A 13,281-nucleotide genomic window follows, 5' to 3' on the forward strand; every position below is an offset into this window, starting at 1 on the left:
AAAGGAGTTAGTCATGGTGAGTTTAGAGAAGAATGACCGTTTAATGTTGGCGCGCCAGTTGCCGTTGAAATCTGTTGCCCTGATTCTGGCTGGAGGACGTGGCACCCGTCTGAAAGATTTAACCAACAAGCGCGCAAAGCCGGCCGTTCACTTTGGTGGTAAGTTTCGTATTATCGATTTTGCGTTATCCAACTGTATTAACTCCGGGATCCGCCGTATTGGCGTCATCACGCAATATCAGTCTCATACTCTGGTACAGCATATTCAGCGTGGTTGGTCGTTCTTCAGCGAGGAGATGAATGAATTCGTCGATTTGCTGCCTGCCCAGCAAAGAATGCAGGGCGAAAACTGGTATCGCGGCACGGCAGATGCGGTGACGCAAAACCTCGATATCATCCGTCGTTATAAGGCGGAATATGTGGTGATCCTGGCGGGTGACCATATCTATAAGCAAGACTATTCGCGCATGCTGATCGACCACGTAGAGAAAGGCGCGCGCTGCACCGTGGCCTGTATGCCGGTGCCGATCGAAGAGGCCAGCGCGTTCGGCGTAATGGCGGTCGATGAAAACGAGAAGATCATTGAATTCGTGGAGAAACCGGCCAACCCGCCCGCAATGCCAGGCGATGCCACGAAATCCCTCGCCAGTATGGGGATCTACATTTTTGATGCCGATTACCTCTATGAGTTGCTGGAAAAGGATGACGGCGACGACGGCTCCAGCCATGACTTCGGCAAAGATATCATTCCTACCGTCACCAAAGCTGGCATGGCTTATGCACATCCCTTCCCGTTGTCCTGCGTCCAGTCGGATCCTGAGTCTGAGCCGTACTGGCGTGATGTCGGAACGCTGGAAGCGTACTGGAAAGCGAACCTCGATCTGGCATCCGTGACCCCAGAACTGGATATGTACGATCAGAACTGGCCGATTCGCACCCACATGGAATCGCTTCCGCCGGCAAAATTTGTGCAGGACCGCTCGGGCAGCCACGGCATGACGCTGAACTCGCTGGTTTCTGGCGGCTGTATTATTTCCGGTTCAGTGGTCGTGCAGTCCGTTCTGTTCCCGCGCGTGCGGGTGAATTCATTCTGTAATATTGATTCGGCAGTGTTGTTACCTGAAGTCTGGGTCGGCCGCTCATGTCGCCTGCGTCGCTGTATTATCGATCGCGCCTGCGTTATCCCTGAAGGCATGGTGATTGGTGAAAATGCGGAAGAAGATGCCCGTCGCTTCTATCGTTCCGAGGAAGGCATTGTGCTGGTGACGCGCGAAATGCTGCGCAAACTGCAGGTCAAACAGGAGTGAGAATGCAGGTTTTACATGTATGTTCGGAAATGTTTCCCCTGTTGAAGACAGGGGGTCTGGCAGATGTGATTGGCGCGTTGCCGGCAGCGCAAATCGCGGATGGTGTGGATGCCCGCGTTCTGCTGCCCGCGTTCCCCGACATTCGTCGGGGCATCACGGATGCGCAAGTGGTTAGCCGCCGCGACACCTTCGCGGGCAGGATTAGCCTGCTGTTTGGTCATTACAACGGCGTGGGCATTTACCTGATTGATGCCCCGCATCTCTACGATCGTCCGGGGAGTCCGTATCACGATACGAACCTGTTTGCCTACACCGATAACGTGCTGCGTTTTGCACTGTTGGGATGGGTCGGATGTGAAATGGCCTGTGGGCTTGATCCATTCTGGCGCCCGGATGTGGTGCACGCGCACGACTGGCATGCCGGCCTGGCGCCTGCGTATCTGGCCGCGCGTGGGCGTCCGGCGAAATCGGTATTCACCGTGCACAACCTGGCGTATCAGGGCATGTTTTATGCACAGCATATGAATGACATCCAACTGCCATGGTCGTTCTTTAACATGCATGGTCTGGAGTTTAACGGTCAGATTTCATTCCTGAAGGCCGGCCTGTACTACGCCGACCATATTACGGCGGTTAGCCCGACCTACGCGCGGGAGATCACCGAGCCGCAGTTTGCCTACGGTATGGAAGGACTGCTGCAGCAGCGCCATCGTGAAGGGCGTCTTTCCGGCGTTCTGAACGGGGTTGACGAGAAAATCTGGAGTCCGGAGACGGATCTCTTGCTGGCGTCGCGCTATACGCGTGATTCACTGGAAGAGAAGGCGGAAAACAAACGCCAGTTGCAGATAGCGATGGGACTGAAGGTGAATGACAAGGTTCCGTTGTTTGCTGTCGTCAGCCGACTGACCAGCCAGAAGGGGCTGGATCTGGTGCTGGAGGCGCTGCCGGGACTTCTGGAGCAGGGCGGACAACTGGCGCTGCTGGGGGCGGGCGATCCGGTGCTGCAGGAAGGTTTCCTTGCTGCCGCCGCGGAATATCCTGGTCAGGTTGGCGTACAGATTGGCTATCACGAAGCGTTTTCGCACCGCATTATGGGCGGCGCGGACGTTATTCTGGTGCCGAGTCGCTTTGAGCCGTGCGGCTTAACGCAACTCTACGGACTGAAGTACGGCACGCTGCCGCTGGTACGGCGTACCGGTGGACTGGCTGACACGGTGTCCGACAGTTCGCTGGAAAACCTTGCCGATGGCATCGCCAGCGGGTTTGTGTTTGAGGACAGCAACGCCTGGTCTCTGCTGCGGGCCATCCGGCGCGCGTTCGTGCTGTGGTCTCGACCTTCGCTCTGGCGGTTTGTGCAACGGCAAGCGATGGCGATGGATTTTAGCTGGCAAGTCGCGGCGAAGTCATACCGCGAGCTTTACTATCGCTTGAAATAGATATTCAGGAATCATCATTATGAATGCTCCATTTACCTATGCATCGCCGACTCTGAGCGTAGAAGCGCTTAAGCACTCTATTGCTTACAAGCTGATGTTCACGATTGGTAAAGACCCGGTTATTGCCAATAAACATGAATGGCTGAACGCGACGCTGTTTGCGGTGCGCGATCGTCTTGTGGAGCGCTGGCTGCGTTCTAACCGTGCCCAACTGTCACAGGAAACGCGCCAGGTTTATTACCTGTCGATGGAGTTCCTGATTGGGCGTACCCTTTCCAATGCGCTGTTATCCTTAGGGATTTATGACGATGTCCAGGGCGCACTGGAAGCGATGGGGTTAGATCTTGAAGAGCTCATCGATGAAGAAAACGATCCGGGTCTCGGTAACGGTGGCCTCGGGCGACTGGCGGCCTGTTTCCTCGATTCGCTGGCAACCTTAGGGCTGCCGGGGCGCGGCTACGGCATCCGCTACGACTACGGGATGTTTAAGCAGAACATTGTCGATGGACGACAGAAAGAGTCTCCCGATTACTGGCTGGAATACGGCAACCCGTGGGAATTTAAACGCCATAACACGCGGTACAAAGTCCGCTTTGGCGGGCGTATTCAGCAGGAAGGCAAGAAAACGCGCTGGCTTGAAACCGAAGAGATCCTCGCGGTTGCGTACGATCAGATTATCCCCGGTTATGATACCGACGCTACCAACACGTTGCGTCTGTGGAATGCGCAGGCCAGTAGCGAAATCAACCTCGGTAAATTCAACCAGGGGGATTACTTCGCCGCAGTGGAAGATAAAAACCACTCTGAGAACGTGTCGCGCGTACTGTATCCGGATGACTCCACCTACTCCGGGCGCGAACTGCGTCTGCGTCAGGAGTATTTCCTGGTCTCCTCTACGATACAGGATATCCTGAGCCGTCACTATCAGCTGCACAAAACCTACGACAACCTCGCGGATAAGATTGCCATTCACCTGAATGATACACACCCGGTGCTGTCAATTCCGGAACTGATGCGACTGTTGATCGATGAGCATCAGTTCACCTGGGACGACGCGTTTGAAGTGTGCTGTCAGGTCTTTTCCTACACCAACCACACGCTGATGAGCGAAGCGCTGGAAACCTGGCCGGTGGATATGCTGGGTAAAATCCTGCCGCGCCACCTGCAGATCATCTTTGAAATTAACGACTACTTCCTGAAAACGTTGCAGGAGCAGTATCCGAACGATACGGGTCTGCTGGGACGGGCATCGATTATTGACGAGTCCAACGGTCGTCGCGTGCGTATGGCGTGGCTGGCGGTCGTGGTGAGTCATAAGGTGAACGGTGTTTCCGAATTGCACTCTAACCTGATGGTTCAGTCGCTGTTCGCGGATTTTGCGACCATCTTCCCGACCCGTTTCTGCAACGTGACGAATGGTGTGACGCCGCGCCGCTGGCTGGCGCTGGCGAACCCGCCGCTTTCCGGGGTTCTGGACGAGAACATTGGCCGTACATGGCGTACCGATCTGAGCCAACTGCATGAACTCGAACAGCACTGCGATTTCCCGCTGGTCAATCATGCGGTACGTCAGGCGAAGCTGGAAAACAAAAAGCGGCTGGCAAACTATATTGCGCAGCAACTCAACGTGGTGGTGAATCCGAAATCGCTGTTTGATGTCCAGATCAAGCGCATTCATGAGTACAAGCGTCAGTTAATGAATGTGCTGCATGTGATTACGCGCTACAACCGCATTAAGGCCAACCCTGATGCGCAGTGGGTGCCGCGGGTGAATATTTTTGCCGGTAAGGCCGCATCGGCCTATTACATGGCGAAGCACATCATTCACCTGATTAATGACGTTGCGAAGGTCATCAATAACGATCCGCAGATTGGCGATAAGCTGAAGATCGTGTTTATCCCCAACTACAGCGTGAGCCTAGCGCAGTTGATCATTCCGGCGGCGGATTTGTCCGAGCAGATTTCACTGGCGGGGACGGAAGCCTCCGGCACCAGCAACATGAAGTTTGCGCTGAACGGTGCATTGACTATCGGTACGCTGGACGGGGCGAACGTGGAGATGCTGGAACACGTTGGCGAAGAGAACATCTTTATCTTTGGTAACACGGCGGAAGAGGTCGAAGAACTGCGCAGGCAGGGCTATAAGCCGCGTGAGTATTACGAAAAAGATGAGGAACTGCATCAGGTGCTGACGCAAATCGGCAGCGGCATGTTCAGTCCACAAGAGCCTGGACGCTATCGTGATTTGGTGGACTCGCTGATCAACTTTGGTGACCACTATCAGGTGCTGGCGGACTACCGCAGCTATGTTGATTGTCAGGACAAGGTGGACGAGTTGTATGGTCGCCCGGAAGAGTGGACCGCCAAAGCGATGCTCAATATCGCCAACATGGGCTATTTCTCCTCTGACAGGACCATCAAGGAGTATGCTGACACCATCTGGCATATTGATCCGGTGCGGTTGTAAGTTGTCACGTTAACAAAAGGAGCCCCCGGGCTCCTTTTTTGTGCGCGGTGATGGCGCATTGATATGGAATAATAACCGTCTGCTGGTGTATAGTGTCCGAGGAATTAATTATAATTAATTGATAAATTTATGAAAAAAATCACAACATCGATTCCCGCCCTCGACAAAATTATGCGCGTCTTCGCTTATCTGATGGAATGTGATGGCGCAACGTTCACACAGATTCATCAGAATTCAGGGATCGCAAAAAGTAGCACCTCTTCTTTACTGACGGGCATGGTTGCGCATGGCTTATTGCGTCAGGAAAAAGACAAATACTATTTGGGGTTACGTCTCTACGAATTAGGGAATAAAGCCGCACAACAGTACGATATTAAAAAAATAGCGTTACCGGTGCTGGAAGAAATTCGCGATGCGACAGGCTTAACCTGTCATCTTGGCGTGCTTGAGGGCGACTCCCCCATTTATCTTCTCAAGCTCGAAAGCCCACAGGCGATTGTGATACGCAGTTGGGAAGGTAAGCGCCTTTCGCTGCATAGTTCCGGTCTGGGGAAAGTGCTGATTGCCTGGCTTAATTCGGAAGATCTGGATGAACTGCTGCCGCCCGATCAGGTTCTGACGCGCTATACCGAAACGACGATTACCGATGTGAATATCCTGAAGCAGGAATTAGCCGGGATCCGTCAGCGTGGCTGGGGCTATGATAACGAAGAAGATTCTTTGGGCGTGCGTTGCATCGCTGTGCCCATATTTAATGCCGAAGGAAAGGTAGTGGCGGCATTGAGCGTATCCGGTGTGGCGTTCCAGATCCCGGATGAAAAACGAGAAGCGCTTGCCACACAAATGATGGATGCCAGCCGTCGCCTGTCGTCGATGCTGCGCTAGTCTTTTCGCCGGGAGGGGGAAAGAAAAGGCGGGCGTTAAGCCCGCTGATCAGGGTTACAATCCGGCGCGCTGTAAAACCTTTTTCAGGCTGGCGATGTGGGCCTCATTTGCCGGCTGCACTGGCGGCATGACCTCTACCGGGATATCAATGCCGCTGAGCTGAATGGCTTTTTTGATAATCCCGAAGAAAGGGGTATCCAGACTGTAAATGGTTGATAACGCGGAGAGTCTGCGTTGCAGGTGGAACAGGGTCTCATACTCTTTTTCGCACCAGGCGCGATAAATTCCGCAGGTTAATTGTGGAGCAAAGTTAGCCGTCGCCGGGATCCCGCCATTTCCCCCCATAATCAACGTGTCCATCATATATTCATCGTAACCAGAGAAAATAACAAAGTCAGGGCGAACCGGTCGTACGGTATTGATGATTTCGCGAATATGACTAATGTTATCTACCGTATCTTTTATGCCAATGATATTGGGAATGTCATGCGCCAGTCGGGTAATTAAATCAATACTGAGATCCTGGCCGGTGAGCGCCGGAAAGTTATAGAGAATAACCGGCGTTTTGATGCTTTCTGCAACGGTTTTGAAATGATGATAAATATAATCATCGGTCAGCCTGGCATAATAAGGATTAAGGACCAGGACGGCATCCACTTCCAGACGGTCGGCATGCAGACCGTAATCAATAACCTCTTGCGTGCAGGTACTGCTGATCCCTAACAGCACGGGAATTCGATGATTGATATGTTGAACACAAAACTCGGCGGCTTCCAGACGCTGCTCTTTTGTCATGTGGCAGAACTCACCGCCGCTGCCAAGCAATAATACACCGTTCACCTGGTTTGCAATAAGGTGGTCGAGTAAGGTTGCCATCCCTTTTTTATCTAGCTCTCCCTGCGCATTAACAATGGTGGGAACTGGCGGAAAGACACCGTTGAATTTTTCTGTTTGCATAATGAGTTTATCCTTAAAAGCAGGTGGGCTGGCAATCATGCCGCCCACCAGGGACGTTATTTAATCCAGGCTCCCGCCATTAATGAGGTTGCGTTGGTCGTAAATTGCTTAAAGACGCCGCGTCGGTTTGAATAATCCGGTTTCGTCCAGTTTTCCCGACGGCGTTCAAGACAGTGCTGAATTTCTTCTTCCGTTTTGTACTCTCCGTGAATGCCAACAATGTTGAGCTTGCGTCCTTTGACGTCCATTTCGATGAGGTCACCGTCTTCGACAAGTGCAATGGGACCGCCATCGGCCGCTTCCGGAGAAACATGGCCGACGCAAGGACCGCTGGTTGCGCCGGAGAAACGACCATCGGTAATCAGGGCGACTTTGCCATCAAGACGTTTGTCATAAACAATCGCGTCTGTGGTCATGAGCATTTCCGGTGCTCCCGAACCTTTAGCCCCTTCATAACGAATAAAAATGACATCACCTGGTTCGATGTGGTTATGAATAATGGCTTGCTGGGCATCCTCTTCCGAGTTGAAGACGCGTGCAGGGCCGATATGGTGGTGCATATCTGGCGCACAGGCGGCGTATTTGATAACCGCGCCTTCCGGCGCGATATTGCCTTTTAGCACGGCAATCGACCCTTTCTTGGTCGCGTTTTCCGGTTTACGGATCACCTCTTCCGGGCTGACCCGATAATTACTCAGATAGCCGTGGTTGCGGGTAAAGAAACCGGACTGATGGAGCATCTCCAGGTTTTCACCCAGCGTCCGGCCTGTCACCGTCAGGACATCCAGATCCAGATAGTCGCGTAGATACCATTGCACCATCGGTACGCCGCCCGCGAACCACATCATTTCTGTGACGTACTGGCCGCTGGGTTGAATATTGGTGAGGTAAGGGATCTCATTGTTTATCTGGTCAAACAGTTCAGGTTTCAGCTCCCAACCCAGTTCATGGGCGATTGCCGGGAGATGGATCATGGCGTTGGTACTCCCGCCGATGGCGGCATGGACCTTAATGGCGTTTTCAAAGGCGGCGGGGGTGAGAATCTTATGCGTCGTGATATTTTTCTCTGCCAGGTATAACGCCTGATGACCGGCGCTCCGTGCGATGCGACGAATTTCCGCCAGCGTGGAGGGCAGTAACGCGCTTCCCGGTAGGGCAAGGCCCAGCGCTTCAGACATGCACTGCATCGTGCTGGCGGTGCCCATAAACTGGCAGGCGCCTGCCGTTGGGCAACCGCACTGCTGCATGGCCTCTACCTGCTGAATGCCTATCTCGCCTTTCTTGAGTTTGGCGGTAATACCACCGAGATCGGACGTACTCATATTCGGCGCCGGACGCATTGAGCCGCCGGGAATATGCAGCATCGGTAGATTCAGGCGCGCCGCGGCGATCAAATGCGCCGGGATCGATTTATCACAGCTGGAGATCAGGATACCGGCATCGTAAGGCACGACGGAGGCATGGATTTCGACCATGTTCGCGATAGCCTCGCGGGAGGCTAAAATATAGTTCATCCCATCATGACCCTGGCCCCAGCCATCACAAATATCGGTCACGTGATGACGAACGGCACGACCGCCGCTTTCGTGAATGCCTAAAACGGCTTCATCGCCCAGATGATTAAGATGAAAGCTACCAGGATGACTTTCGCCATAGCAGTCATCCACCAGAACCTGCAGTTTATTGACATCTTCTTTGGTGTAATTCATCCCCAGACGCAGGGCGTCCAGTTGTGACCACAGGTCACGGGCGTGTTGGCATTTCTGACTCATTTGGCGATTCCTTCTTGTTTGAGCGACGTCTCAGGCGCCGATGCATGATGAGGATTGCTACTGCCTGCTGGACGGGCAGTAACCGACGGTAGGCTGAACAGCAGCGCGACAGCGATGAGGAGTGCGGCTACCAGCACCGTCATCCCCGCCGTTTGGGAGAACGTGACGGTTAACAAGCCCACCAGATAAGGGCCAATAAAGCCGCCGATGTTGCCTAATGCGTTGATGGTGCCGCGTACGCCGCCCAGCACGTTGGGGGCGAAGAGTAATGGCGGCAATGTCCAGAACGGTCCCGCATAGGCCTGCAGGAAGAAGCCGCAGATGACCATCATGCCGTACGCCAGCCAGACGTTATCTTTCAATAGCAGGGAGAGCGCGAGGCAGGCGGCAAAGCCCAGCAATGGGATTGCCGTGTAGAGGCGGCGATTCATGGTTTTGTCACACCATTTGGCAATGTAGTACTGGCCGACGATGCACAAAATGTACGGTGCCGCAGTCAGTAAGCCGACGATAGTCATTCCGCTGCCGGTCAGGTGTTTAATCAGGTTTGGCATCCAGAGGGCGAAGCCGTAGAAACCAACCTGCACGAAGAAATAGATGCCGATCAGCTTCCATAAGTTAATGCTGCTCAGGACATTGCGGATACTGCTTGCCTCGCCCCCGATCGTCAGCGCGCGATCGGCCTGCAATTTCTGTTCGATCCAGGCGCGCTCTTTAGGATCCAGCCATTTGGCCTGATGAGGATGGTCAGAGACCAACGGCAGCCAGACGAACAGCAGACCGAGTGAGAGTAACCCCTCGATGACGAACATTTCTCGCCAGCCATAGGTTTCGATAAGCCAACCGGAAAGCGGTCCGGTGATGATCGACGCCACGGCAAGGTTCATCTGGAAATAGGCAATCGCCCTTGCGCGTTCTTCATTGGGGAACCAGTGACCAATCAACGCCAGGATGGCGGGATAGACCGCACCCTCAGCGACGCCAAGGATAAAGCGGATAATCAGCAACTGGGTAGGGGTCTGGACGAAGCCGGTCAGCAGCGCGAAGCCGCCCCATGCGACGATAGTCCAGGCGATCAATTTCTTGGCGCTTAATCGTTCCGCAATTTGACCGCCGGGGATTTGCAAAAAGATATAACCAATAAAGAAAATGCCAGCGACCAGACCGGCAAACGAAGCGGTCATTCCCAGGTCTTCTTCCATTCCCCCCGCAATCCCAATCGCGATGTTCGTCCTGTCCATGTAAGCCACGATATAAACGAGGATGGTGGCTGGAATGATGTGTAGCCAGCGTCCTCGCGTAGTCGGTTTATCGAGTTCAATGCTCATTAGCGCATCCCTTAATAGTAGAGGTAATTTGTTCTGTATATAGAACTATTGTTCTGTATACAAATACTATGAGGGGATAAATTTTGAGCGTCAATTCCATATTGTCAGCAAGGTTATGTTTTGTGATTTGCTTCATATCCTGTTGCAAAAACCGCAGAAACGCGTTCCCTTGCTAAAAACAGGCCAGTTTTCCGGGGAAGCATCAAAACTGTGTCACTCTTCACAGGATGAAGCTTTCTATTGATTTGTCGGTTGTGTGCGTCAGAGAACTTGCAATAAATTCCATATAAAGAATCAACGTTCCGTATATTGAACTTTAATGGTAAGGAGAATTTGAATGGTCACAACGGCAATATTTCCGTCTCGCTATGTTCAGGGAAAGGGCGCATTGACAACGCATCTGCCTCAGGAGCTTGCCTCTTTAGGGCATAAAGCGCTTATTTTACAAGACCCTGTGGTTTACGAGAGATATCAGGATACGCTCGCGTCGGCACTTCACGGCGTGGTTGATTTTGAAATTGAGGTTTTCAATAGTGAATGCAGCGATGAAGAGATCGCCAGAATTTCTGCGCGTGCGCAGCAAGTCGGGGCGGATGTTATTGTGGGTATGGGCGGGGGTAAAACATTAGATACCGCCAAAGCGACAGGGGCAAGTTTGCGTCTTCCTATTGCCGTCGTTCCCACGCTTGCCTCAACGGATGCCCCCTGCAGCTCATTAGTCGTCATCTATACACAGGAAGGTCAATTCAAACGCTATCTGATGATCCCCCGTAATCCCACGTTGGTGTTGGTGGACAGCGCCATTATCGCCGCCGCGCCGGTGCGTTTCTTAATCTCCGGAATGGGGGATGCGTTGGCGACCTGGTTTGAAGCCGAGGACTGTCGAATAAAAGGGGCCGGGAATATGACATCCCGTCCAGGCCCTATGACGGCTTTTGAGCTGGCCCGCTTCTGTTACAACACGCTGATGCGCTATGGTCGTTCGGCAAAGCTGGCCTGTGAGCAGCACCAGGTTACGCCAGCGCTGGAACATGTGATTGAAGCCAATACGCTGTTATCCGGGCTCGGTTTTGAAAGTGGAGGACTGGCGGCAGCGCATGCTATTCATAATGGTTTAACCGTACTTCCCGCAACACATCAGTACTGGCACGGTGAAAAAGTGGCCTTTGGTACGCTGGCAATGCTGGTGTTAACCGACAGGGCTCCTGAACTTGTCGAAGAGGTCTATCAGTTCTGTGAGGACGTGGGGCTACCGATAACGCTGGCAGATATTGGTCTGGCTGACGTCAACGATAAAGAGCTACTGACAGTGGCACAGGCAGCCTGTCAGGTGGGAGAAACGATGCATAATGAACCCTGCGAAATTACGCCTGAAGCGGTACTTGCTGCATTACGAACGGCAGATGCGCTTGGACAAGCGCGGAAGCGGAAAATGAAGTCACTCTGAAAGTAATAAAACGCCCGGTAGCGCGTGTCTATCGGGCGTAATGTCATTTAAGACGCCAGTGAAAGCTGATGTTTCTCGACGTACTCCGCCAGCCACTGGGTCATGCGGGACTGCTGTTCGGCGTTGAGCCACATGCCTTCTTTCGTACGGCGCCACAGCGCATCATCCGCGCGGCGAACCCATTCGTGGTCCACCAGATATTTCAGTTCTGCTTCGTAGAATTCATGACCGAAGTCTTCGCCCAGGTCTGCGACCGTTGTCGCTTCACCGAGGATCCACTCCGTGTTGCTGCCGTAGGTACGCGAGTAGTGGCGCGCCAGTGATTCCGTCAGGAACGGATAGCGACGGCGCAGTTTTGCCGCGTAGTCTTCGCGATCGCCACCGATTTCACCGCCTGGCAGCACGCAGTCTTTGGTCCATGCCGGGCCAATGCCCTGATAGTACGACGACAGTTTCTCCATCGCGTGCTCGGCGAGCTTACGGTAGGTGGTCAGCTTACCGCCGAAGACGGAAAGCAGCGGCGCTTTGCCGTTTTCATCATGAATATCCAGCGTGTAGTCACGGGTGATGGCCTGCGGCGAATCCGACTCGTCGTCGCACAGCGGACGCACGCCGGAATAGGTCCAGACGATATCGTCGCGACCGAGCGGTTTCTTAAAGTGTGCGTTGTACACTTTGAGCAGGTAATTGATTTCACTTTCGTCAATTTTCACCGCTTTCGGGTCGCCGTTATATTCAACGTCAGTGGTGCCGATGATCGAGAATTCATCCATCCACGGAATGACAAACACAATGCGCTTATCTTCGTTTTGCAGGATATAAGCCTGTTTCTGGGTGTGGACGCGCGGCACCACAATGTGGCTGCCTTTGATCAGGCGAATACCATACGGTGAAGGCAGATGCATGCCTTCGTCGAAAAATTCTTTCACCCACGGACCGGTGGCATTGACCAGTCCCCGTGCCTGCCAGGTGAATTTCTTACCGGTATCGATATCTTCGGCTTCGACTATCCACAGACCGTTTTCGCGACGCGCAGAGGTTGCCCGAGTGCGGGTTAACACTTCCCCACCTTTACGCACCACCATCTGAGCATTGGCCAGCACCAGACGCGCATCGTCTACCCAGCAGTCAGAATATTCGAAACCGCGCACGATCTCGGGTTTCAGTACGGACTCTGTGCCAAAACGCAAACCGGAAGAACCCGGCAAGCTGGTGCGTTTGCCCAGATGATCGTACATAAACAGACCAATGCGAATCATCCATGCCGGACGCAGGTGCGGACGATGCGGCAGACGAAAGCGCATCGGGAAGGCGATGTGCGGCGCCATTTTCAGCAGCACTTCGCGCTCAGCCAGCGCTTCGCTCACCAGCCGGAATTCATAGTGTTCCAGGTAGCGCAGGCCACCGTGGATGAGTTTAGAACTGGCAGAGGAGGTTGCGCACGCGAGATCCTGCGCTTCCAGCATCAGCACGGATAAACCGCGTCCAGCGGCATCTGCCGCGATACCGGCACCGTTGATGCCTCCCCCTATCACAATCAGATCTTTGGTTTCCATGCTGCCCTCGTGCACTTTCGTTATAGCTCATAAATGTTCGTTATCGAGCATAATAGCAAAGAAACGCGCCATTGGTAACATCGAATAAACAATTTACAGTGATACATATAACATTATGGCGTTTCAC

At 53.3% G+C, this 13,281-nt stretch carries 9 protein-coding genes; 5 read left to right on the forward strand and 4 right to left on the reverse strand.

The window, feature by feature from the left end:
* Nucleotides 1-13 precede the first annotated feature (13 nt).
* From glgC to ACERJC_RS16535, 4 genes are all read left to right on the forward strand, one after another.
* The gene (gene glgC, locus ACERJC_RS16520) at nucleotides 14-1,306 is read left to right on the forward strand and encodes a glucose-1-phosphate adenylyltransferase (protein WP_178827513.1); all 1,293 of its coding nucleotides are present in this window, start codon (nucleotides 14-16) and stop codon (nucleotides 1,304-1,306) included.
* A gap of 2 nt (nucleotides 1,307-1,308) precedes the next feature.
* On the forward strand, nucleotides 1,309-2,742 hold the full coding sequence (gene glgA, locus ACERJC_RS16525; protein ID WP_042322968.1) for a glycogen synthase GlgA: 1,434 nt from the start codon (nucleotides 1,309-1,311) through the stop codon (nucleotides 2,740-2,742).
* Nucleotides 2,743-2,761: 19 nt separating this feature from the next.
* Nucleotides 2,762-5,209, forward strand: a complete 2,448-nt coding sequence (gene glgP / locus ACERJC_RS16530; RefSeq protein ID WP_152400339.1) for a glycogen phosphorylase — start codon at nucleotides 2,762-2,764, stop codon at nucleotides 5,207-5,209.
* Between the two features lie 129 nt (nucleotides 5,210-5,338).
* On the forward strand, nucleotides 5,339-6,094 hold the full coding sequence (locus tag ACERJC_RS16535; protein ID WP_152400337.1) for an IclR family transcriptional regulator: 756 nt from the start codon (nucleotides 5,339-5,341) through the stop codon (nucleotides 6,092-6,094).
* A gap of 54 nt (nucleotides 6,095-6,148) precedes the next feature.
* Here ACERJC_RS16535 and ACERJC_RS16540 read toward each other — a convergent pair whose 3' ends face one another.
* The 3 genes from ACERJC_RS16540 to ACERJC_RS16550 are packed head-to-tail and all read right to left on the reverse strand — an operon-like array spanning nucleotide 6,149 to nucleotide 10,151.
* Complete coding sequence (locus tag ACERJC_RS16540) at nucleotides 6,149-7,054, reverse strand: dihydrodipicolinate synthase family protein (RefSeq protein WP_373672129.1); 906 nt, start codon at nucleotides 7,052-7,054, stop codon at nucleotides 6,149-6,151.
* 53 nt (nucleotides 7,055-7,107) lie between these two features.
* Nucleotides 7,108-8,823, reverse strand: coding sequence for a dihydroxy-acid dehydratase (gene ilvD, locus ACERJC_RS16545; protein WP_152400335.1), 1,716 nt, complete (start codon nucleotides 8,821-8,823; stop codon nucleotides 7,108-7,110).
* Entirely contained in the window at nucleotides 8,820-10,151 is a 1,332-nt protein-coding gene (locus ACERJC_RS16550) for an MFS transporter (protein ID WP_178825718.1), read from the reverse strand. The genes ilvD and ACERJC_RS16550 overlap by 4 nt, the downstream gene beginning before the upstream one ends.
* Nucleotides 10,152-10,488: 337 nt before the next feature.
* Here ACERJC_RS16550 and ACERJC_RS16555 point away from each other — a divergent pair, with 337 nt between their 5' ends.
* Nucleotides 10,489-11,598, forward strand: a complete 1,110-nt coding sequence (locus tag ACERJC_RS16555) for a glycerol dehydrogenase (RefSeq protein WP_373672089.1) — start codon at nucleotides 10,489-10,491, stop codon at nucleotides 11,596-11,598.
* Between the two features lie 47 nt (nucleotides 11,599-11,645).
* Here ACERJC_RS16555 and glpD read toward each other — a convergent pair whose 3' ends face one another.
* A complete protein-coding gene (glpD, locus tag ACERJC_RS16560; RefSeq protein WP_373672090.1) occupies nucleotides 11,646-13,154 on the reverse strand; it encodes a glycerol-3-phosphate dehydrogenase in 1,509 nt (502 codons plus the stop codon).
* Between the last annotated feature and the right edge of the window lie 127 nt (nucleotides 13,155-13,281).

Origin of the sequence: Citrobacter telavivensis, assembly GCF_041807075.1 — a bacterium.
Classification (GTDB): Bacteria; Pseudomonadota; Gammaproteobacteria; order Enterobacterales; family Enterobacteriaceae; genus Citrobacter_A; species Citrobacter_A telavivensis.

Bases quoted from the DNA above. Each gene is read 5' to 3' on its own strand.
- ACERJC_RS16535 (WP_152400337.1), top strand. From the start codon at position 5,339: ATGAAAAAAATCACAACATCGATTCCCGCCCTCGACAAAATTATGCGC.
- ilvD (WP_152400335.1), bottom strand. From the start codon at position 8,823: ATGAGTCAGAAATGCCAACACGCCCGTGACCTGTGGTCACAACTGGAC.
- ACERJC_RS16550 (WP_178825718.1), bottom strand. From the start codon at position 10,151: ATGAGCATTGAACTCGATAAACCGACTACGCGAGGACGCTGGCTACAC.
- glgP (WP_152400339.1), top strand. From the start codon at position 2,762: ATGAATGCTCCATTTACCTATGCATCGCCGACTCTGAGCGTAGAAGCG.
- glgC (WP_178827513.1), top strand. From the start codon at position 14: ATGGTGAGTTTAGAGAAGAATGACCGTTTAATGTTGGCGCGCCAGTTG.
- ACERJC_RS16555 (WP_373672089.1), top strand. From the start codon at position 10,489: ATGGTCACAACGGCAATATTTCCGTCTCGCTATGTTCAGGGAAAGGGC.
- glpD (WP_373672090.1), bottom strand. From the start codon at position 13,154: ATGGAAACCAAAGATCTGATTGTGATAGGGGGAGGCATCAACGGTGCC.
- glgA (WP_042322968.1), top strand. From the start codon at position 1,309: ATGCAGGTTTTACATGTATGTTCGGAAATGTTTCCCCTGTTGAAGACA.